Consider the following 21,316-nt stretch of genomic DNA (forward strand, 5'->3'; position numbering starts at 1 on the left):
TGGGCCAGGTACCAGCAGCAGTGTTTCCCCTCTCCTTTCGGGCGCCCAAAGGCCGCCTTAGATTTGCTATAAGCTTTTGATTTTATTGATTTTTTAACACCTTAAAAACGACGAACGGCCTTGGCATTTCGGCACAGTCTCCTAGGGTTCTGACAGCTGCACTACGCGGCACACATTTGGGAGATAACCATGCAAGGATTTCAACGCACCACCGTCTTACTGCTATTGCTCAGCGCAGGCTGCTCGGTCCAGGCCGACGAGAAACCCAGCTTCGCGGCCCAAGCGCAGATCGCTGTGGACGATCAGCAATCACCGCGCTACATCATCAAATACAAGGAGCTGGCCCCCTCACCGATGAGCCAGGCCAATCAGCCGCAACCCCTGAGTGCCGGCCGATTCGAAAGCCGCGCCGCCCAGCGCCTGCTCAGCCAGGCCCAGGTGCAACCGCTGATGCATCTGGACAGCCAGGCTGCCAGCGTGGCGCACCTGAGCCCGGCGCAACTCAAGCAGCTGCAGGCAAACCCGGCGATCGACTATATCGAGCTCGACCCACGCCGCTACCTGATGGCCGAGCAGGTGCCCTACGGCATCCCCATGGTGCAGGCCGACCTGCTACCGGACAACGCCATTTCCAACATGAAGGTGTGCATCATCGACTCCGGGTACGACCTCGGCCATCAGGATCTGCCCTCGGCGGGCATCACTGGCAATGACGGCTATGGCAGCGTCAACAGCGGCAACTGGTATGAGGATGGCGATGGCCACGGCACCCACGTCGCCGGAACCATCGCCGCGCTGGGCGGCAACAACCTCGGTGTAGTCGGCGTCAGCCCCTCGGGCAATCTGGGGCTGCATATCGTCAAGGTGTTCAACAACAGCGGCAGCTGGGCCTATGGTTCGGACCTGGTGATGGCCATCCAGCAGTGCCGCGCGGCCAGCTCGACGGTGATCAGCATGAGCCTGGGCGGCGGCGCTTCTTCGATAACCGAACGCAATGCCATGGATGCGGCCTACCAGAACGGGGTGCTGGTCGTTGCAGCTGCCGGCAACAGTGGCAACAGCACGCTCTCCTATCCTGCATCCTATGACTCGGTCGTGTCGGTCGCAGCGGTCGACAGCAGCGGTAATCACGCATCCTTCTCGCAGTACAACAACCAGGTCGAAGTCGCCGCCCCCGGCGTTGGCGTGCGCTCCACCCTGCCTGGCAACCGCTACGCGAGCTATAACGGCACCTCGATGGCCACACCGCATGTATCGGCGGTTTACGCTCTTGTGTGGAGCCAGCACCGCCAGTGCACCCCTGCGCAGATTCGCAGGGTGGTCAACATCACCGCCGAAGACCGCGGCACGCCAGGCCGCGACCCCTACTACGGCTACGGCATCGTCAAGGCCAAGCGGGCCAGCGACCTGATTGCCCAGCGCGGCTGCGATGTCAGTGATGGCGGCAGTGGTGAAGAGCAGACCTACCCCAACCTCTCCGGCGCGCGGGGAGCCTGGGTACGCCACAGCGTGGCGGTACCCAGCGGTGCCCGGCGTCTGACGGTGCGGATCAGTGGCGGCAGCGGTGATGCCGACCTTTACACCCGCCTGGGCAGCCAGCCCACTACCAGCCAATGGACCTGCCGGCCCTACCTGGAAGGCAATCAGGAAACCTGCATTCAGGAAAATCCTGCCGCCGGCACCTGGCATATTGGCGTTATGGGCTATTCCAGCTTCTCTGGCGTGACCCTCTACTGGCGCTACGAGTAGTTCGCAAGGTCCCGAGGCAGGTAACTGCCCGGGGCCTTTCCCTGTCTACCTGTACCGAACGCACCTGCAGGGTTGCAGGCCATCCGTCCCGCCGCCATTGCGTGGCAGCACAGGCACTGGTATCTGTACAAAAAACCAGTACCATGCTCCTCCTCATGCTCGCTCTCGACGCCCCCGAACTCTATTACCTGGCCAACTTCCGCAAGGCTCTCGACTGGCTCGACGCCCATCACCGCGACCTGATGGACGACGCCGAGCGCGCCTTCGTCGTGGATTTTCTCCAGCTCCCCCTGCCCGCGCAGGCGCTGTTGGTGCGCCTGGTGATGCGCAAGGGCGTCCACTTTCGTGTCAGCAAGCTGCGCTATGTGGAGATCGGCGATATTCCAACCGCCGCCGCGCCCTTGCTGGAACTGGGCTGGCTGATTGATTGCGCCGCACTGAGCTTCGACGAACTTGGCGCCCTGCTGCTCAAGGACGAACTGGCCACGCATTTCGCGGGCGACCTACCTGGCGGCAACCTGAAGAAAAGCGAAGTGCTCGACTGCCTGCGCGAGCTGCATGTCGAAGCGCGCAGCCTGAGCGACTGGTGCCCGCAACTGGACGAGTGCCTGCTGAGCCTGGCCATCGGCCCGCTGTGCGACCGCCTGCGCCTGATGTTCTTCGGCAACCTGGCGCAGGACTGGTCGGAGTTCGTCCTGGCCGATCTGGGCATCTTCCGCTACGAGCAGGTACCGATCACGCCGGGCTCGCGCGGCTTCCGCGACCGTAAGGACGTGGACGATTACCTGCACCTGCGCGCCTGCCGCGAGGCCTTCGACGCAGGCATGGCGGTCACCGAGGTGCTGCGGCAGCTTGGCGATTTTTCCAGTGACAACCCCCATATCGGTGAACGCCACCAGCGTCTGCTGCTGCAACTGGCGCAGCATCTGGAACGCGCCGGTGAACTGGAATCAGCACTGACGCTGTACCGCGATACCCACGCAGTAGGCTCGCGGCAACGACAGATCCGCGTGCTCGAGCGACTGCATCGGGATGGCGAAGCGCTGGCCCTGGCCGAGCAGGTGATCGCAGCGCCGCACAACGCCGAAGAAGCGCAACTGGCCGAACGGGCGCGCACCCGCCTACGCAGGCGTCTCGGCCTGGCACCTGCGGCCAGGGCGGCGAAGCTGATCGAAGATCGCCTCGACCTGTGCCTGCCGCGCGCCGCCAGTGTCGAACTGGCCGTGGCCATGCACCTGGCCGAACCCGATGCCCCCGTGCATTACGTGGAAAACACGCTGATCTGCGGGCTGTTCGGCCTGCTCTGCTGGGAGGCGATCTTCGCTCCGCTGCCCGGCGCCTTCTTCCACCCCTTCCACGCCGGCCCGGTGGATCTGCACCGCGCCGACTTCCACGCACGGCGCAGCGAACTGTTCGCCGCCTGCCTGGCGCGCCTGGATGATGGCAGTTACGTCGAGGCCATGCGCCGCACCCACGCCGAGAAGTTCGGCATCCAGTCGCCGTTCGTATTCTGGGATCTGCTCGACGCAGAGCGCCTGGAACAGGCACTGGCCTGCCTGCCGCCCGCGCACCTGAGTGCCTGGTTCCGCCGCCTGCTCGCAGACATCCGCGAGAACCGCGCGGGCATGCCCGACCTGATCCAGTTCTGGCCCAGTGAGGCGCGCTACCGGATGATCGAGGTGAAAGGCCCTGGCGACCGCCTGCAGAACAACCAGAAACGCTGGCTGGCCTTCTGTGCCGAACACGGCATGCCGGTCAGCGTCTGCTACGTGGAGTGGGACGATTGAGCCTGCGCGTCGCCGTACGCGAACTGTGCGAGTTCACCGCCAAGGAGGGTGACCTCGACCTGCGCTTCACCCCCTCGCCCACCGCCGCCGAAGGTATGGCCGGACACGCCACCGTGGTCGCCCGGCGCGGCCCGGATTACGTTTCCGAGCTGCCGCTGGTCGGCGAGTTCGAGGGGCTGACGGTAAGCGGCCGCGCCGACGGCTTTGACCCCGAGTTTCGTCTGCTGGAAGAGATCAAGACCCATCGCGGCGACATCTCGCGCATCCCCGCCAACCATCGCCTGCTGCACTGGGCGCAGGTCAAGGTGTACGGCTGGCTGCTGTGCCAGGAGCTGGGCTTCGAGGAACTGGATCTGGCGGTGGTCTACTTCAACGTCATCACCCAGCAGGAAACGGTGTTCCGCGAACGCCATAGCGCCGCCTCGCTGGGCGAGTTCTTCGCCCTGCACTGCCGCCGCTATATCGATTGGGCGCGCCAGGAACAGGCGCACCAGCAGGCGCGCAACAAGGCATTGGAGAGTTTGAGCTTCCCCTACGGCGAATTCCGTCATGGTCAGCGGCAACTGGCCGAAGCCGTGTACCGTGCCGCGCGCGACGGCCACTACCTGCTGGCGCAGGCCACCACCGGCATCGGCAAGACCCTCGGCACCCTGTTCCCGCAGCTCAAGGCCATGCCCGGCCAGCAGCTCGACCGCCTGTTCTTCCTCAGTGCCAAGACACCGGGCCGGCGCCTGGCGCTGGATGCCCTGCAACGCCTGCGGGGTCCGGACACCCCACTGCGCGTGCTGGAACACGTGGCCCGCGACAAGGCCTGCGAACACCCGAGCAAGGCCTGCCATGGCGACTCCTGCCCATTGGCCAAGGGCTTCTACGACCGCCTGCCAGCGGCGCGCAGTGCGGCGCTCAAGGAACGCTGGCTGGATCAGCAGGCCGTGCGCAATATCGCCATCGCCCACGGCGTGTGCCCCTACTACCTGAGCCAGGAGCTGTGCCGCTGGAGCGACGTGGTGGTGTGCGACTACAACTACTACTTCGACCTCGGCGCCCTGCTGCACAGCCTCACCCTGATCAACCAGTGGCGCGTCTGCCTGCTGGTGGACGAAGCGCACAACCTGGTGGAGCGCGGGCGTGGCATGTACAGCGCCGAACTGGATCAGGCCCGTTTCAAGGCCATGTGCCGCGACGCGCCGAAACGCCTGAAAAGCGTGCTGGAACGGGTCGACCGCCACTGGGAGCAACTGCACCGCGAGCAGGAGGTGCCCTATCAGGTATACCCGCTGGCGCCGGACTTGCTGCTGGCCGCCCTGGGCAAGGCGGTCAGCGCCATCACCGACCTGTTGACCGATCAACCCGAAGGCAATGGCGGCGAGCTGCTCAGCTTCTACCTGGACGCCATGCTGTTCTGCCGCCTGGCGGAAAGCTTCGGCCCGCACTCGCTGTTCGACATCAGCCGCGTCGAGGCTGGCAATGGGCGCAGCTACTCGACCCTGTGCATCCGCAACATCCTCCCGGCGCCCTTCCTCGGCCCGCGCTTCGAGGAGGCCCACAGCGCCACGCTGTTCTCCGCCACCCTCAGCCCCAGCCACTACTATCTCGACCTGCTCGGCCTGCCGGAAGAGACCCAGTGTCTGGATGTCGCCTCGCCGTTCAGCGCCGAACAACTGCACGTACAGGTGGTGCGCAACCTGTCCACCCGCTACCAGCACCGCGACGCCTCGCTGGCGCCGATCAGCCAGTTGATGGCGCGCCAATACGCCGAACGCCCCGGCAACTATCTGGCCTTTTTCAGCAGCTACCAGTATCTGGAGCAGGTGCTGCAGCAACTGCGCCGCGACTACCCGCAGATTCCGGTGTGGACGCAATCCCGGCAGATGGACGAAGCGGCGCGTCAGGGCTTTATCGAGCGCTTCCAGATCGGCGGACGCGGCATCGGCTTCGCCGTGCTCGGCGGCGTATTCGGTGAGGGCGTGGATCTACCCGGTGAACGCCTGATCGGCGCCTTCGTCGCCACCCTCGGCCTGGCCCAGCTCAACCCGATCAACGAAGAAATCCGCCAGCGCATGGACACCCTGTTCGGCAATGGCTACGACTACACCTACCTCTACCCCGGCCTGCAGAAGGTGGTGCAGGCTGCCGGCCGGGTAATCCGCACACCCGAAGACACGGGCGTGCTCTACCTGATCGACGACCGCTTCGCCCGCCCGCAAGTGCGCAGACTGCTGCCGAGCTGGTGGCAGGTGGAACTACTGCGCTTGCCCGCAGAAACGACGAAGGCGCCCGAACGGGCGCCTTCAGTCGAAAGCTGAGCGAGGCGGTATCAACCGATACGGCTGGCGCCAACGCGATCCGAGCCATCAGCAGCAACACGATTGGCGCCCACACGATCCGCACCATCAGCAGCGATGCGATTCACGCCCACGCGGTCCGCACCATCGGCAGCGATGCGATTCACGCCCACGCGGTCCGCACCATCTTCGGCAACCACCGGGGCATCGAGTTGTTCAACGGAAACCTGCGGCAGGGCGAAAGCGCTGGCGGACAAGGCGGCGATAACGAAGCTGGCGAGGATTTGCTTTTTCATGGTCAGGCTCCTGAGCGGGCTGGAAAGTGGCTACGGAACCTATGCTACTCATATAAATTTGATTAAAAATCGCAAATAAACAAACAAAACAATCGTATTAATCGATTAATATCACAACAACACGGACCGTAGGGTGCGCCATGCGCACCAATGCACCAATCAGCCAAGCATCCCACCACTGCGCGATGGATCGACAACCCCGTACAGGCGGTGCGCGCGGCGCACCCTACGGGTTTCCAACAAGACGGAGGGGGCAGGCCGTAGGGTGCGCCGTGCGCACCAATGCACCAATCAGCCAGGCATCCCACCGCTCGCGCTAATGATCGACACCCAATACAAGCGGTGCGCGCGGCGCACCCTACGGGGCTCCAACAAGACGGAAAAGATCAGGCCGTAGGGTGCGCCGTGCGCACCAGCACCATTCGAGCTTGCCATCCACGGTGCCCTAGGCCGGCAGTATCAGCCGCACCTCCACCCCACCTTCAACATTGCCGATACGCAGCTCACCGCCATGCAGTTCGGCCACTTCCTGGACGAAGTTCAGGCCCAGCCCGGTACTCTTGCGGCCGCCATTGGGGCGCGGCAGGGAGTAGAAGCGTTCGGTCAGTCGATCCAGCGCGTAGTCGGGAATGGCTTCACCCTGGTTGAACAGGCACAAGACGATGCGCTCGCCCTGGCGCTCGGCGGCGATGCGGATGCGCCCGCCAGGCGGGGTGAAATCCAATGCGTTGTCGAGCAGGTTGGCCAGCGCCTGGCGCAGCAGGAAACGCTCGCCGCGCAGGTTGAGGCCTGGCGACAGTGCCTGCTCGATTTGCAGATCAGCAGCAGTGATGCGTGCCTGCTGCGCCTGCAGCAGTTCGTCCACCAGTGGCGCCAGCGGCACCGCCACACGCTCCTCCAGGCCCTGGCGCTGTTCCACCTGGGCCAGGTGCAGCAGGCGTTCGATCAGGTTCTGCAGGCGCGCACTTTCCTGCTGGATATTGGCCACGAAGCGCTGGCGCTGCTCGGCCGGCATATCGCCGTCGAGCAGCTCGGCCGCGCCGCGAATGGCGGCCAGCGGGCTTTTCAGCTCGTGGGTCAGGGTATGCACATAGCGCTCTACATACGCCTTGCCCTCCAGCTCGGTGCGCATGCGCTCCACCGCCACGGCCAGTTGCCGCAGTTCGCCGCCACGTACCTGCGGCGCCTCGGCGCGCTGGCCCTCGCTGACCGCCTGGGCGTAGCGGGTAAGCTTGCCCAGCGCGGCGCTGAGCCACCAGGACAGCAGCGCGCCGATCAGCAGGCCAAGGCCGATCAGCCCGGCGCCAAGCCAGCCCAGGCGCGTCTGCGAACGTTCGATATAGGGCTGCAGGGTACGATTGGGCTTGGCCACCGAGACCACGCCGATGATGCGCTCGCCATCCCTGATCGGCGCGGCCACGTACATCACCGAGGAATCCGGGTCGTCCGGGTCCTCGCGGGTCGAACGCGCGCCGTACTGACCGCGCAGGGTCAGCAGTACGTCGTTCCAGCGCGAATAGTCCTGGCCAACCGCCAGACCGGTGGAATCGAGCAGGACGATGCCCTGGGCGTCGGTAACGTAGATGCGGTGGTTGACCTCGGCCTTGGTCACGCCCCAGATGCTCGCCTGCGGCTGACGCCGGCCATAGGCCTCCAGCGCCTCGTGCAGACGGCCCTGGCCAAGGGTGCCGGCCTTGACCTCGTCGCGCAGGATCTCGGCCAGCAGGTTGGCGGTGTCGACCAGGGTCTCCTCGGTGCTCTGGCGCACGCCGGGGCGGATCTCGTCCATCACCGTACTGAGCACGAACCAGCCGGCCAGACCGACGAAAAGGAAGTAGACGAGAAAGATGCGTACGCCCAGCGGCATGGTAAGAGCCTCTCAGGTTTCTGGCTCGTAGCTGTAGCCCAGGCCGCGATGGGTCTGGATCGGCTCTTCGCTCGGGGCGATGGCGCGCAGCTTGGCGCGCACACTCTTGATATGGCTGTCGATATTGCGCTCGTAGCCGGCCTCGCTGGCCACCCCGAGGGCGTCGAGCAGTTGCTCGCGGGAAAAGACCCGGCGCGGCTGGCCAAGCAGGGTGCGCAGCAGACGAAACTCGTGCCGGGTCAGGCTCAGCGCCTGGCCGTGGTAGTGGATGCGAAAGGCGGCATCGTCGATCTGGAAGGCGCTCGGCGCGGCGGCTTGCGGCGTTTCGCGCGGAGCCACGCGTTTGAGGATGGCCTTGACCCGGGCGGCCACCTCGCGCGGGCTGAAGGGCTTGACCACGTAATCGTCGGCACCGATTTCCAGGCCCACCACGCGGTCGATTTCCTCGCTGCGCGCGGTCAGGAAGATCACCGGCACCTCGGAGAAACGGCGCAGGCGTTTGCACAGTTCGAAGCCGCTGATATCCGGCAGGCCGACATCGAGGATGGCCAGGTCGAAGGCGCCGTTTTCCAGCAGCGTCAGCGCCTCGCCGGCAAGGCTCGTCCACCGCGTGACGAAGCCTTCGGCCTGCAGGGCATAGACCAGCGTATCGGCAATCGCGGCTTCGTCTTCGACTATGAGTATCTGCGGCATCGGGCGTCCTGCACCTTTGGGGCGACGGCGGCAGACTGCCGGGGGGCGGTTCGTGCGTCAAGCGAGCGATAACGCAGGAGGGGCAGGTCGTCGGGGAGATTGGCGGGTTACACCCGCCCTACGCGACGATCGCCGCTGCCACTGCATGGATGCAGGAGATGGAACGAAGCCGGATGCCGGAGTCGAAAGCGCCTCCCACAAGGCTTGCCGGTCGCCGCAACCGGATGCAACACGACTTCCCGGATTGCATCCGGGCTACGCGCTTACGGAATCTCGCCGCGGATGTACTGTTCCAACTGGCGGATCAGGTCAGCCTGTTCGGCGATGGTTTCCTTGACCAGGTCACCGATGGACAGCAGGCCGATCAGCTCGCCTTCGGCCAGCACCGGCAGGTGGCGCAGGCGGCGCTCGGTCATCAACTCCATGCAGTGCTGCACGCTATCGCGCGGGCCGACGCTGATCACTTCGCGGGTCATGATTTCGCTGATCTTGGTGTTGAGCAGGGAGCGCTCGGCCAGCGCCACCTTGCGCACGTAGTCACGCTCGCTGACGATGCCGACCAGGCGCCCACCGGAGAGCACCACCAGCGCACCGATGCCCTTCTCGGCAAGGATACGCAGACCGTCGAGCAGCGAATCCTCACTGTCGACGCTGTAAACGTAGGCGTGGGCCTTACTGCGAATAACTTCTGCGACGGTTTTCATGCGGGCGGCTCCTTATCGTTGTTATCCGTTTTTAGCAGAGTTGGCCGCCGCGGTCAGCCTCAGTCGAGGCTGAATCGCCCGGTATTGCGCGCCAGCCCCTCGCTGCCCCTGCGCAGTTGCTCGGCGGCACTGCTCACCGCCTGGGCGCCATCGAGCAGTTGCCCGGCAGCCTGATCGACCTGCTGGATATTGCCGCTGACCTCGTCGGCCGTGGCCGCCTGCTGCTCGGCGGCAGTGGCGATCTGCGCCAGACGGTCGCTGACGCGCTGCACCGAGTCGACGATGTTCTGCAGTTCGTCGCCCATCGCCAGCACGCTGCCGATGTCGCCATCGGCCTGGTTGCAGGCTTCCTCCATCAGGGTGACCGACTGGCCGACCACGCGCTGCAGGTTCTCCACGGTCTGGGCGATTTCCTGGGTAGAATCCTGGGTGCGCCTGGACAGCGAGCGCACCTCGTCGGCGACCACGGCGAAGCCGCGCCCGGCCTCGCCTGCGCGTGCGGCTTCGATGGCGGCGTTGAGCGCCAGCAGGTTGGTCTGCTCGGCGATGCCCTTGATCACCTCGACCACGCGGTTGATCTGCTGGGTCTGTTCGCGCAGCTGCTGCAGGGCCGCGGCGCTGTCGCCCAGGCGGCTGCTGAGCTGGCGCATGCTGGCGCTGGTGCGCTCGCTGCGCTGGTTGCTGCCGAGCGCCACCTCGCGGGTCTGCTGCGCCTCCATGGCGGCCTGCTCGCAACTTTGCGCGACGCTCTGTGCGGTCGCGGCCATCTGCGTCGCCGCGGTGGCAATCTGGCTCATCTGCGCCTGCTGCTGCTCGACGGCGTCCAGCGCATCGCGCGCCTGGCCACCCAGCAGCTGCACCGTGGCGTCGAGTTGCCGGCTTTCATGATTGACGCCTTGCAGCGAGTCGCGCATCTGCTCCACCGCGGTATTCAGTGCCTGGGCGATGGCAGCCAGGTCGTCGCGGCCGTTGACCTGCATGCGCACGCGCAGGTCGCCGTCACGCAGGCTGCGCGCTGCATCTATGATGTTGCTGGTACCGATGCGGATCGAGGCGTTCAGGCACAGCAGCACGTACATGGCCAGCAGGGTGAGGGCGACGAAGGCACCGATCACCTCGATCATCGCCTGCAACGCCTGCTGCCGATAGTCGTCGAGGCTGGCGCCGAACTGCTGATAGAGCGCCTGCTGCAGGGCCTGCAACTGGCCTTCGAGGGCTTCGACGCGCTGCACGAACTGCTCGGGCGACAGCCCCATGGGGCTGGCCTCGAACATGTCCCGATCGATCTGCGCGAGGAAGTCGTCGAATGCCTTGAGCGAGGCGTCGAACGGTGCACTCAGCTGGCGCATGGCCTGCGGCGCTTCGCGCGACAGGGTGGTTTGCGCCTTGACCAGCTGCGCGCGCTGTTCGTCCAGGCCGCGCCGCAGGTCGCGGATCAGCACGCGGCTCTGCAGGGTGAAATGCTGCGAGACCACGGCGCCATGGCCCTGCGCGGCGAAGGTGCCGAGCTGTTCGAGCAGCCGCGGCATGATGTAGGTGATCTGCTCCATCATCAGGTAGGTGTCGAGGCGCGGATCGAGAATCAGCGTGCTGTCGGTGGCCACCTGCTCGCGCAGGGCGATCAGGTAGAGCAGCGCCTTCTGGTAGCGCTCCAGGGCATCGGGCAGCGGCACCCTGGTCAGACCGGCCGCGCGCAGGCCATCGCGCTCGCCCTGCAGGGCCCGGAAGTGCTGCCGTGCCTGATCGCTGATCAGGTTGCTCTGCAGCGGCTCGGCCGCCTGCTGCAGGGCCTCGTCGAGCTGCGCCTCGCGCTGCAGCAGCAGGCCCTCGGCAGCCTTGTCGGTACCCTTCCAGCGCGCCAGCAGGGTGCGCTGGGCGATCAGCTCGTGCTGCACGCGCGCCATGCGCTCGAGCGCTTGCGCGCCTTCCACCTCATGGTCGATCGATTGCAGGCGGGACAGGTAGTCGGTGCCGATGATCCACAGCGCGTAACCGAGCGGCAGCGCGAACAACAGAAACACCAGCTGGAACTTGTGGGCAAAACTGAAACGCTGTAGCAGCCGTACACCCGGCTTGAGTACTCCCGTCATAGCGACACCTCAGCGACCTAAAGGGCCTACAGGCCTGGCAAAGAATTGCACGTAGCAAAAAGCAGGCCCGACGCCCCTGTCGGCAGGAAGTCGTTACTGGGCACTCTCCACGAGTGTAATGGCCAATGACTATCAGCCTTTTCTGAAATGCGACAATTTACTCAGCATTGCGGACGATCACGGGTGTAGCGCTCGGCCGGATCCACCGCTGCACCAAGATCGCGCATGGCACTGGCACCGATCAGCAGCGGATAGCGGAAGGTGCTGCGGTCGGTCAGGTTGACCTCGATGGTGCGCTGCTCTGCGCCCAGGCAGATCGGCATCTCGATCACCGGACGTTGCGAGTAGGCGACCTCCTGAACCTCGGCGTCGCTCTCTTCGGCGCGTTTCTTGATCTCGGCGATGCGCACCAGGGGGTGTTCGTAGACGGTGTCTTCGGCGCCCTCCACCGCCAGGCGGAAACGTACCCAGTCTTCGCCATCGCGCTTGAAGGGCTCGATGTCCTTGGCCGACAGCGACGCGGTCATGGCGCCGGTGTCCATCTTGGCCTTGAGGGTCTGGCCGAGGGCGGGGAGCTTGATCAGCTCGTAGCGGCCATAGAGATCGGGTTGCTGGTTGGCCATGGTCGGCAGGCTGATTGCAGCGGCCAGCAGAAACAGGGCGTATTTCAAGGTCGGCACTCCTGTGCAGGGAAAGTCCCGTTATCCGACTGCCCCAGCCCGGTGGTGTTCCCCCTCAAGGATGACAAAGCGTTACCGCCGGGGTCGCTGCTGGGGCATGCCGCTCCAGAGTTCATCGAGGTGTTCGAAGCCCCAGGCTGCCGCCGACTCGCGACCGACAATGCGGTCCTGAGCGGTCGGTTTGCTCAAGTCGATCACCACCGGCGGAATCTGCACCCTGGACTTGGCCAGGAAGAAGGCCTTCACCTTGGGCACGAGCAGGGATTTGGCATTCTGCTCCAGCACCACCGCCAGACGCCCGCTCTCCAGACGCACCAGCGCGCCGACCGGATAGATGCCTACGGCCTTGACGAAGGCCTGGAACACCGCCTCGTCGAAATGCCCCTTCCACTCGGCCATCTTGCGAATCGACTCGGCCGGGTCCCAGCCCGCCTTGTAGGGGCGATTGGAGGTGATGGCGTCGTACACGTCGCACACTGCGCCCATCCTGGCGAACAGGCTGATCTGCTCGCCCTGCAGGCCATGCGGGTAACCGCTGCCGTCGACCTTCTCGTGGTGGTGCAGGCAGACATCCAGCACCAGCGCGCTGACCTGCCTGCCGGCCCGAAGAATCTCGCCGCCCGCCTCAGGATGGCGGCGTACCGCCGAGAACTCGGCGTCGCTGAGCTTGCCGGGCTTGTTCAGCACGTCGTGATCGATGGCCATCTTGCCCACATCGTGCAGCAGCCCGGCCAGACCGGCCTCGCGCACCACCCCCTCACCCAGGCCAAGCTGGCGGGCCAGGGCGATCATCAGCGCACAGACCGCCACCGAATGCATGTAGGTGTATTCATCGGCATGCTTGAGCCGCGCCAGGCTGATCAGGGCATTGGGATGGCGCATCACCGAGTCGGAGATTTCCGCCACCAGCGACTCGGCCTGTTCGAAATCCAGCGCCTTGCCCATGCGCGCATCGCTGAACATGCTGATGACCGCCTGCTTGGAGCGAGCGCACAGCTTGGCGGCGCGCTCCAGTTCGAGATCCATCGGGGCGCTCGGCGCAGGGCTGCGCGGCTGTACCGCCGCCATCAGCGTGGCCTCGACCTCCTTCTGTGCCTCTGCCTCGCTACGGGCAACGGCACCGGCCTCGACATCCAGGCCCTTGCTGACGTCGATCCACAGCTCGCTGATGCTGCTGGCCTGGATGCGCCGCAGGTCCTGGGGAGAATCGAGAAGGAATTTCGACTTCCAGAACGGATGATCCATCCATGACCCGCAAAACTCCTGGATGTACATGCCGATGCGCAGATCGGCCACCGCAATGCGTTTCAACATCGAAATCATCCAGATCAGATTGGCAGGGGTTCGACCGCGACGCCTGTGCATCGTCGAACGCCCCCCTTACATTGCACACCGATCAGCATCGACCCCTTCGAGGAAAATGGCCATAGGCCAGTAGTCGCAATTTTGAGACAAAACCTTCAGGTGCTTATGATGGCCGCTTCGCGCCCGCCAAGGAGTTGATATGCGTCCCGTGCTGACCGGCCTGTTCAATATAGCCCTGCTGCTGAGCAACACCCTGCTGCTGATCGGCCCGCTGCTGCTGATCGCCCTGGCCAAGTTCGTGCTGCCAGGCCAGGCCGCGCGCGACGCCTGTTCGCGCGGGGTGATGTGGGTGGCCGAGTTCTGGGCGGAGAACTGCAAACGCATCTTCGCCCTGCTGACCCCGACCCATTGGGACATCCGCGGTACTGCCGAGCTGCGCCGCGACCGCTCCTACCTGGTGATCAGCAATCACCAGTCCTGGGTCGATATCCCGGCGCTGGTGCAGGCCTTCAACCGCAAGACGCCCTATTTCAAGTTCTTCCTCAAGCAGCAGCTGATCTGGGTGCCCTTTCTCGGCCTGGCCTTCTGGGCGCTCGACTACCCCTTCATGAAGCGCTACTCCAAGGCCTTTCTGCAAAAGAATCCGCACATGAAGGGCAAGGACCTGGAAATCACCAAGGCCGCCTGCGAGAAGTTCAAGCGCCTGCCGGTGACCGTGGTCAACTACCTCGAAGGCACCCGTTTCACCCCGGCCAAGCAGGCGCAGCAGGCTTCGCCCTACCGCTACCTGCTCAAGCCCAAGGCCGGCGGTGTGGCCTTCGTGCTCGCTACCTTGGGTGAGCAGATCGACGCCGTACTGGATGTCACCCTGGTCTACCCCGGCGAGCAGGTGCCGGGCTTCTGGGCGCTGCTCAGCGGCCAGGTGCCGAAGGTGATCATGGATATCCGCACCCTCGCGCTCGATCCGGCGCTGTATCAGGGCGATTACGAGAACGACCCGGCCTTCCGCCTGCAGATGCAGGACTGGGTTTCCGACCTCTGGCTGGCCAAGGACAAGCGCATCGAACAGCTGCGCAGCGAGGCCGACTGAGGCCGGGCAGAAAAAAGGGAGCCCGAGGGCTCCCGAAGAGAAGGCGCGGACCAATGCGCCTGGCAATAAACCTGTCTGCGACGCGCACAGCGCGCCGCCAGCGCAACTGCTGGCCCGCAACAGCGCCGGGCCATGCAGCTCGGCATCACGCCGCGCTGAACATCTTGTGCGGGTCGATGACGAATTTCTTCGGCACGCCGGCGTCGAACTCGCCGTAACCACGCGGTGCGTCGTCCAGGCTGATGACCTGTACGCCGACGATCTCGGCGATGTTGAGGCGATCCCACATGATGGCCTGCATCAGCGCGCGGTTGTACTTCATCACCGGGGTCTGGCCGGTGTGGAAGCTGTGCGACTTGGCCCAGCCGAGGCCGAAGCGGATGCTCAGGCTGCCCATCTTCGCCGCGGCGTCCACGGCGCCCGGGTCTTCGGTGACGTACAGACCGGGGATGCCGATCTTGCCGGCGACGCGGGTGACCTGCATCAGCGAGTTGAGTACGGTGGCCGGGGCCTCGTGCTTGGCGCCTTCGTGACCATGACCACGGGCCTCGAAGCCCACGCAGTCGATGGCGCAGTCGACTTCCGGCTCGCCCAGCAGCGCGGCGATCTGCTCGTGCAGCGGCGTGTCCAGCGACAGGTCGGCGATCTCGAAGCCCTGCGCCTTGGCGTGCGCCAGACGTGCCGGGTTGAGGTCACCGACGATGACCACGGCAGCGCCGAGCAGACGCGCCGAAGCAGCAGCGGCCAGACCGACCGGGCCGGCACCGGCGACGTAGACGGTGGAGCCCGGGCCGACGCCAGCGGTAACGGCGCCGTGGTAGCCGGTGGGCAGAATGTCGGACAGGCAGGTCAGGTCACGGATCTTCTCCATGGCCTTGTCGCGATCCGGCAGCTTGAGCAGGTTGAAATCGGCGTAGGGCACCAGCACGTATTCGGCCTGGCCACCGGTCCAGTCGCCCATGTCGACGTAGCCGTAGGCGCCGCCGGCACGCGCCGGGTTGACGGTCAGGCACACGCCGGTGTGCTGCTCCTTGCAGCTGCGGCAGCGACCGCAGGCGACGTTGAAGGGCACGGAAACCAGGTCACCGATCTGCAGACGCTCGACGTCGCGGCCCTTCTCGATCACCTCGCCGGTGATCTCGTGACCCAGCACCAGACCGACCTGAGCGGTGGTGCGACCGCGCACCATGTGCTGGTCGGAGCCGCAGATGTTGGTGGAAACGACTTTGAGGATGACCCCGTGCTCGATCTTCTTGCCGCGCGGGTCCTGCATTTTCGGGTAGTCGATCTTCTGCACTTCGACCTTGCCCGCGCCGAGGTAAACCACACCACGATTATCAGACATGCGTAACTCTCCTTTCTTGTTGTGGATACAAGACGCGACCGGCGGCCGCGCGGCCTTGCACTGGAGCTTTTCGTCTGTTGCCGGACACCGCCGGTACAACCTGGCAGGGCGGGTTCCGTAGGGTGAGCCGGGCGGTGATCCGCTTCAGTCCACCAATAGCGTTTTACGTTGAGACTGGTGGGCTAAAGCCCACCCTACGAGTCGCATCGTTAACGTTGGGTGGGCTTCAGTCTGTAGGGTGGGCTTCAGCCCACCGAAAGAGTCTGTGGGCTGAAGCCCACCCTACGCGACTGCGATTACCCTCACGCGTTGAGCACCACCGTACGATTGGCATTGAGGAACACGCGGCGGTCGAGGTGGTAACCGACTGCACGCGCCAGGGTCAGGCATTCGATGTCGCGGCCCTTGGCGATCAGGTCCTCGGGGTAGTGGGCATGGTCCACCGCCTCCACGCCCTGGGCGATGATCGGGCCCTCGTCGAGGTGGTCGTTGACGTAGTGGGCGGTAGCACCGACCAATTTGACGCCCTTCTGGTACGCCTGATGGTAGGGCTTGGCGCCCTTGAAACCGGGCAGCAGCGAGTGGTGGATATTGATCGCCCAGCCGTCCAGCCTGCGGCATAGCTCGGGCGACAGCACCTGCATGTAGCGGGCGAGCACCACCAGCTCCGCGCCGGTCTCTTCGATCACCTGCAGCACCTTGCGCTCCTGCGCCGGCTTGTCGGCCGGGTCGAGCGGAAAGTGGTGATAGGGAATGCCATGCCAGCGCGCCAGCGGCTCCAGATCCGGGTGGTTGGACACCACCGCCACCACGTCCATGGCCAGCTGGCCGATGCGCTGGCGATAGAGCAGATCGTTCAGGCAGTGGTCAGCCTTGGACACCATCAGCACCACCTTGGCGCGATAGCCTGGCGGCGTCAGCTCGACCTGCATGCCGAATGGTGCCAGCCGCTCGGCCACGCCGGCACGGAACGCTGCCTCGTCGAAACCCTCCGGCTGGCGGAACTCGACGCGGATGAAAAAGCGCGAGGACAGCCGGTCATCGAACGAATGGTGCTCGGTGACGTAGCAACGCTGCTCGAACAGAAAGCGCGTTACCGCATCCACCGTGCCGAGCACGCTCGGGCAGTGGGCGGTGAGAATCCAGGTGTCGGGGGTGCGGCTCATGGTAGGGGCTCCGCTTAATGGCCCCCCTCTCCCATTTATGGGAGAGGGGCTGGGGGAGAGGGTAAAGCGGCCCTCTCCCTAACCCTCTCCCGCAAGCGGGAGAGGGGACGGTTCGCGTGCGGCTCAGGCCTCGACCGCCAACCCATACTCGGCGCTGGCATCCTGCAGCCACAGCCAGAAGTAGTCGGAGAAGCTGCGACGAATCAGCAGCTCCCAGGTGTCCTCGCCCGTGTGGCGAATCACCAGCTGCGACTTGGCGAACACCGTGCCGACTGCCTTGCCCACCGGGAAGTTGCTCGGATGCACGTCGTAGCTGCTGGATTTCATCAGCAGTTCACGCACCTTGGGGCCACGCAGTTCGAGCAGGGTCTGCCCGCCGCTGACGTTGACCACCGAAATGTGCTGCCCCTCCAGCGCCTCGCGCAGCTTGCGCTCGACCTCGAACTCGGTACCGCCAGGCACGATCAGCAGCCACTCGTCCGGGCCCAGCCACTGCAGCGAGGTATCGCCGTTGGCCACCAGGGTCAGTGCCACCGGCAGCTCCAGGCCCAGGGCCTTGTGCACGCCGCCGGCGAAGTTGGCATCGTCGGCGTGGCCACGCAGGACCAGGTGGCCCAGCAGCTTCTTCTCGCGCAGGGTTACCCCGGCGCCCTTGCGGCCCTTGCCGGCCAGCTCGTGAAGGCCGGCGTGGTGCAGCGGCGATTGCCCGGCGACATCGTCGGGACGTTGCTTGTAGACATTGACGTTAGACATTCTGGCGGTCCCCTTTCGGGTCATAGAACACGGGGCTGACGATTTCGGCTTCGATCACGCTGCCATCGGCCAGCGGCGCGAACACGCGCTCGCCGATACGCGACAGGCCACCCCTGACCAGGGCCATGGCGAAGCTGTAACCCATGGCTGCGCTCATGTAGCTGGAGGTGACGTGACCGACCATGGTCATCGGAATCGGCTGCTTGGGATCGAACACCAACTGCGCGCCTTCCGGCAGAACCTTGTTCGGATCCAGCGGCTTGAGGCCGATCAGCTGTTTGCGGTTTTCCTTCAGGCAGTCCTCGCGGTTCATGCCGCGCCAGCCGATCCAGGAGAACGGCTTGGTACGACCGACGCACCAGCCCATGCCCAGATCGTCCGGGGTGACCGAGCCGTCGGTGTCCTGGCCGACGATGATGAAGCCCTTCTCGGCGCGCAGCACGTGCATGGTCTCGGTGCCGTACGGGGTCAAGCCATATTTCTTGCCTGCCTCGATGAGCTGCTCCCACACGCCCAGGGCGTAGTCGGCCTGTACGTTGACTTCGTAGGAGAGCTCACCGGTGAAGGAGATGCGGAACACGCGGGCCGGCACGCCACCGACCTTGCCTTCCTTCCAGCTCATGAAGGGGAAGGCATCCTTGTCCAGATCGATGTCGGTGACCTCGGCCAGCAGCTTGCGGCTGTTGGGGCCGGACAGGGTCATGGTCGCCCAGTGGTCGGTGACCGAGGTGAAGTACACCTTAAGCTCCGGCCATTCGGTCTGGTGGTAGAGCTCCAGCCACTCCATCACACGGCCGGCGCCGCCGGTGGTGGTGGTCATGACGAAATGGTTGTCGGCCAGACAGGCGGTGACGCCGTCGTCGAAGACCATGCCGTCTTCCTTGCACATCAGGCCGTAGCGGGCCTTGCCCACGTCCAGCTTGGTCCAGGCGTTGGTGTAGACGCGGTTGAGGAACTCGCGCGCATCCGGGCCCTGGATGTCGATCTTGCCCAGGGTCGAGGCGTCGAGGATGCCCACCGCGTTACGCACGGCCAGGCACTCGCGGGCCACGGCGGCGTGCATGTCCTCGCCATTCTTGGGGAAGTACCAGGGACGCTTCCACTGGCCGACGTCCTCGAACTCGGCGCCGTTTTCCAGGTGCCATTTCTGCAGGGCGGTGTAGCGCTTGGGCTCGAACAGCTCGCCACAGTGGCGGCCGGCGATGGCGCCGAAGGTCACCGGGGTGTAGTTCGGGCGGAACATGGTGGTGCCCATCTCGGCAATGCTGATGCCCAGCGACTTGGCGGCGATGGCCAGGCCGTTGATGTTGCCCAGCTTGCCCTGGTCGGTGCCGAAGCCCAGCGCGGTGTAGCGCTTGACGTGCTCGACCGACTCGAAGCCTTCACGGGTGGCCAGCTCGATGCCGGCGGCGGTGACATCGTTCTGCTGATCGACGAACTGCTTCGGCGCACGGGAAGTGCCCTTGTCGTGCGGCACCTGGAACAGCGCGACCGAGGCTTCCTCGATACGCTTCTCGGCCTTCGGCAGGCTGCCGGTGACGGCCTTGAAGCCGACTTCGGCTGCGGCCTTGGCGCCGGCTTCGAAGCCATCGGCCAGGGCGTCGCCCAGACCGAACACACCGTTCACGGCACCGGCGCAGTGACGCTTCTGGAAACCTTCACCCGGGACGAAGGCGAGGATGTCCTCACGCCAGATCGGACGCCCGCCCAGGTGCGAAGCCAGGTGCACCACCGGGCTGTAGCCGCCGGAGCTGACGATCAGGTCGCAGTCGAGCACTTCGCCCGGGCTGGTGACCTTGTGCTTGGCCAGATCGATGGCGCAGATGCGCGCACCGGTGACGCGCTTGCTGCCACGCGCCTCGACCACGGCACTGCCGGTAAGTACGCGCACGCCACGCCGGCGCGCTTCTTCGACCCAGCTGCCACGCGGGTTACTGCGCGCGTCGGCCACGGCCACCACCTGGCGCCCGGCGTCGAGCCAGTCGAGCACCACGCGGTAGGCGTAATCGTTGTTGGTCGACAGCACCAGCTTCTGACCGGGCGCCACACCGTAACGACGCACGTAGGTCGACACGGCATCGGCCAGCATGTTGCCGGGCACGTCGTTGTTGGCGTACACCAGCGGGCGCTCGTGGGCACCGGTGGCCAGCACCACGCGACCGGCACGCACACGGTGCATGCGCTGGCGCGGCTGGCCCATCGGCGCGACTTCGCCGAGGTGATCGGTCAGGCGCTGGTGAATGGTGAGGAAGTTGTGGTCGTGGTAGCCGTTGACCGTGGCACGCGGCAGCAGGGTCACTTCCGGCATCTTTTGCAGCTCGGCGATGGCCTTGGCAGCCCAGTCGGCGGCCGGCTTGTCATCGAGCATCTCGCGGGTGGACAGCAGGCTGCCACCGAACTCTTCCTGCTCGTCGGCGAGGATCACCCGTGCACCGCTGCGCCCGGCGGCCAGGGCCGCGGCCAGACCGGCAGGGCCGGCACCGACCACCAGCACGTCGCAGTGCTGGTTCATGTAGTCGTAGATATCCGGGTCGTTTTCCTTCGGCGAGCGCCCCAGACCTGCCGCCTTACGGATGTACTTCTCGTAGGTCAGCCAGAGGTTCTGTGGGTACATGAAGGTCTTGTAGTAGAACCCGGGCGGCATCATGCCGCCGCCGACCTTGCCGAGAATGCCCATCAGGTCGGTGTTGACGCTCGGCCAGCCGTTGGTGCTGGTGGCGGTCAGGTTCGCGTACAGCGCCTGCTGGGTGGCACGCACGTTGGGGATCTGCGCCGCCTCGGTGGAGCCGATCTGCAGCACGGCATTGGGCTCTTCGGCACCGGCGGCAACGATGCCGCGCGGACGCGAGTATTTGAAGCTGCGGCCGACCACGTCGACACCGTTGGCCAGCAGCGCGGCGGCCAGGGTGTCGCCGGCGTAACCCTGATAGGTCTGGCCATTGAAGCTGAAGGTCAGGGGCTGGCTGCGGTCGATGCGGCCACCCTGGGCAAGACGATTGACCTGGCTCATGCCGTTACTCCTTGGTCAGCGGCCTTTTTCGCGGCGACGGTGGCCTCAGTGACGCTGGGGCGCTCGCCGATCTTGTAGGTTTCGAGAATCTCGTAGCTCACCGTGTGGCGAGTGACGTTGAAGTACTGGCGGCAGCCGGCGGCGTGGATCCACAGCTCGTGGTGGATGCCGCGCGGGTTGTCGCGGAAGAACAGGTACTCGCCCCACTCCTCGTCGGTGCAGGCGTTCGGGTCCAGCGGGCGGGCGATGTGCGCCTGACCGCCAACATGGAATTCTTCTTCGGAACGCAGTTCGCCACAGTGAGGGCAGAAGATGTGCAGCATGGTTGCTACCTCCGGTAAATCTTCAAACCCGCTCGGATAACCGCGCGGGGCAAGCTTGTCTCCCCTCTCCCGCGGGAGAGGGGTTGTGGGTGAGGGGTGCGGTGTCCACCGCTCTACCCTCTCCCGCCCTTCGGGCACCTCTCCCATCAATGGCAGAGGGCGTTTGTTCTCCC

General features: G+C 65.2%; 16 protein-coding genes. 4 read left to right on the top strand and 12 right to left on the bottom strand.

Annotated features, from left to right (window positions below):
- The first annotated feature begins 189 nt into the window (after positions 1-189).
- The 3 genes from BLS61_RS07120 to BLS61_RS07130 all read left to right on the top strand — a co-directional run bounded on the left by BLS61_RS07120 (position 190) and on the right by BLS61_RS07130 (position 5,842).
- The gene (locus BLS61_RS07120) at positions 190-1,749 is read left to right on the top strand and encodes a S8 family serine peptidase (RefSeq protein WP_090429350.1); all 1,560 of its coding nucleotides are present in this window, start codon (positions 190-192) and stop codon (positions 1,747-1,749) included.
- Between the two features lie 155 nt (positions 1,750-1,904).
- Positions 1,905-3,536, top strand: coding sequence for a VRR-NUC domain-containing protein (locus BLS61_RS07125; RefSeq protein ID WP_090429883.1), 1,632 nt, complete (start codon positions 1,905-1,907; stop codon positions 3,534-3,536).
- Entirely contained in the window at positions 3,533-5,842 is a 2,310-nt protein-coding gene (locus BLS61_RS07130; RefSeq protein ID WP_090429353.1) for an ATP-dependent DNA helicase, read from the top strand. The genes BLS61_RS07125 and BLS61_RS07130 overlap by 4 nt, the downstream gene beginning before the upstream one ends.
- An 11-nt stretch (positions 5,843-5,853) precedes the next feature.
- Here BLS61_RS07130 and BLS61_RS07135 read toward each other — a convergent pair whose 3' ends face one another.
- The 7 genes from BLS61_RS07135 to BLS61_RS07165 all read right to left on the bottom strand — a co-directional run bounded on the left by BLS61_RS07135 (position 5,854) and on the right by BLS61_RS07165 (position 13,465).
- Positions 5,854-6,117, bottom strand: a complete 264-nt coding sequence (locus tag BLS61_RS07135; protein ID WP_090429356.1) for a hypothetical protein — start codon at positions 6,115-6,117, stop codon at positions 5,854-5,856.
- Between the two features lie 445 nt (positions 6,118-6,562).
- Entirely contained in the window at positions 6,563-7,984 is a 1,422-nt protein-coding gene (gene creC, locus BLS61_RS07140; RefSeq protein WP_090429359.1) for a two-component system sensor histidine kinase CreC, read from the bottom strand.
- A gap of 12 nt (positions 7,985-7,996) precedes the next feature.
- The gene (gene creB, locus BLS61_RS07145; protein WP_090429362.1) at positions 7,997-8,677 is read right to left on the bottom strand and encodes a two-component system response regulator CreB; all 681 of its coding nucleotides are present in this window, start codon (positions 8,675-8,677) and stop codon (positions 7,997-7,999) included.
- A gap of 263 nt (positions 8,678-8,940) precedes the next feature.
- Positions 8,941-9,381, bottom strand: coding sequence for a CBS domain-containing protein (locus tag BLS61_RS07150; RefSeq protein WP_090429365.1), 441 nt, complete (start codon positions 9,379-9,381; stop codon positions 8,941-8,943).
- 59 nt (positions 9,382-9,440) lie between these two features.
- The gene (locus BLS61_RS07155; RefSeq protein ID WP_090429368.1) at positions 9,441-11,471 is read right to left on the bottom strand and encodes a methyl-accepting chemotaxis protein; all 2,031 of its coding nucleotides are present in this window, start codon (positions 11,469-11,471) and stop codon (positions 9,441-9,443) included.
- Positions 11,472-11,632: 161 nt separating this feature from the next.
- Entirely contained in the window at positions 11,633-12,142 is a 510-nt protein-coding gene (gene rloA2, locus BLS61_RS07160; protein WP_090429370.1) for a retropepsin-like aspartic peptidase RloA2, read from the bottom strand.
- A gap of 81 nt (positions 12,143-12,223) precedes the next feature.
- A complete protein-coding gene (locus BLS61_RS07165) occupies positions 12,224-13,465 on the bottom strand; it encodes an HD-GYP domain-containing protein (protein ID WP_090429373.1) in 1,242 nt (413 codons plus the stop codon).
- Between the two features lie 190 nt (positions 13,466-13,655).
- Between BLS61_RS07165 and BLS61_RS07170 the strand changes: the two genes are divergently transcribed.
- Positions 13,656-14,546 (top strand): 1-acylglycerol-3-phosphate O-acyltransferase, YihG family, encoded by an 891-nt coding sequence (locus BLS61_RS07170; protein WP_090429375.1) that lies wholly within the window; start codon positions 13,656-13,658, stop codon positions 14,544-14,546.
- Positions 14,547-14,691: 145 nt separating this feature from the next.
- Here the strand turns inward: BLS61_RS07170 and fdhA are convergent, their stop codons facing one another.
- From fdhA to BLS61_RS07195, 5 genes are all read right to left on the bottom strand, one after another.
- Positions 14,692-15,891 (bottom strand): formaldehyde dehydrogenase, glutathione-independent, encoded by a 1,200-nt coding sequence (gene fdhA, locus BLS61_RS07175; RefSeq protein WP_004373711.1) that lies wholly within the window; start codon positions 15,889-15,891, stop codon positions 14,692-14,694.
- 302 nt (positions 15,892-16,193) lie between these two features.
- Positions 16,194-17,057 (bottom strand): formyltetrahydrofolate deformylase, encoded by an 864-nt coding sequence (gene purU, locus BLS61_RS07180; protein WP_090429377.1) that lies wholly within the window; start codon positions 17,055-17,057, stop codon positions 16,194-16,196.
- Between the two features lie 123 nt (positions 17,058-17,180).
- A complete protein-coding gene (locus BLS61_RS07185) occupies positions 17,181-17,810 on the bottom strand; it encodes a sarcosine oxidase subunit gamma (RefSeq protein ID WP_090429379.1) in 630 nt (209 codons plus the stop codon).
- A complete protein-coding gene (locus BLS61_RS07190; RefSeq protein ID WP_090429380.1) occupies positions 17,803-20,820 on the bottom strand; it encodes a sarcosine oxidase subunit alpha in 3,018 nt (1,005 codons plus the stop codon). Before BLS61_RS07190 ends, BLS61_RS07185 begins: the two co-directional genes overlap by 8 nt.
- Positions 20,817-21,143 carry a sarcosine oxidase subunit delta gene (locus BLS61_RS07195; RefSeq protein WP_024309820.1) on the bottom strand — a complete coding sequence of 109 codons (327 nt, stop codon included), beginning with the start codon at positions 21,141-21,143 and terminating at the stop codon, positions 20,817-20,819. The genes BLS61_RS07190 and BLS61_RS07195 overlap by 4 nt, the downstream gene beginning before the upstream one ends.
- Positions 21,144-21,316: the final 173 nt, after the last annotated feature.

The organism is Ectopseudomonas guguanensis (genome assembly GCF_900104265.1).
In the GTDB taxonomy this organism is placed as follows: Bacteria; Pseudomonadota; Gammaproteobacteria; order Pseudomonadales; family Pseudomonadaceae; genus Aquipseudomonas; species Aquipseudomonas guguanensis.

Bases quoted from the DNA above. Each gene is read 5' to 3' on its own strand.
- BLS61_RS07120 (WP_090429350.1), top strand. From the start codon at position 190: ATGCAAGGATTTCAACGCACCACCGTCTTACTGCTATTGCTCAGCGCA.
- BLS61_RS07125 (WP_090429883.1), top strand. From the start codon at position 1,905: ATGCTCGCTCTCGACGCCCCCGAACTCTATTACCTGGCCAACTTCCGC.
- BLS61_RS07135 (WP_090429356.1), bottom strand. From the start codon at position 6,117: ATGAAAAAGCAAATCCTCGCCAGCTTCGTTATCGCCGCCTTGTCCGCC.
- creC (WP_090429359.1), bottom strand. From the start codon at position 7,984: ATGCCGCTGGGCGTACGCATCTTTCTCGTCTACTTCCTTTTCGTCGGT.
- creB (WP_090429362.1), bottom strand. From the start codon at position 8,677: ATGCCGCAGATACTCATAGTCGAAGACGAAGCCGCGATTGCCGATACG.
- BLS61_RS07150 (WP_090429365.1), bottom strand. From the start codon at position 9,381: ATGAAAACCGTCGCAGAAGTTATTCGCAGTAAGGCCCACGCCTACGTT.
- BLS61_RS07155 (WP_090429368.1), bottom strand. From the start codon at position 11,471: ATGACGGGAGTACTCAAGCCGGGTGTACGGCTGCTACAGCGTTTCAGT.
- BLS61_RS07165 (WP_090429373.1), bottom strand. From the start codon at position 13,465: ATGTTGAAACGCATTGCGGTGGCCGATCTGCGCATCGGCATGTACATC.
- BLS61_RS07170 (WP_090429375.1), top strand. From the start codon at position 13,656: ATGCGTCCCGTGCTGACCGGCCTGTTCAATATAGCCCTGCTGCTGAGC.
- fdhA (WP_004373711.1), bottom strand. From the start codon at position 15,891: ATGTCTGATAATCGTGGTGTGGTTTACCTCGGCGCGGGCAAGGTCGAA.
- purU (WP_090429377.1), bottom strand. From the start codon at position 17,057: ATGAGCCGCACCCCCGACACCTGGATTCTCACCGCCCACTGCCCGAGC.
- BLS61_RS07185 (WP_090429379.1), bottom strand. From the start codon at position 17,810: ATGTCTAACGTCAATGTCTACAAGCAACGTCCCGACGATGTCGCCGGG.
- BLS61_RS07190 (WP_090429380.1), bottom strand. From the start codon at position 20,820: ATGAGCCAGGTCAATCGTCTTGCCCAGGGTGGCCGCATCGACCGCAGC.
- BLS61_RS07195 (WP_024309820.1), bottom strand. From the start codon at position 21,143: ATGCTGCACATCTTCTGCCCTCACTGTGGCGAACTGCGTTCCGAAGAA.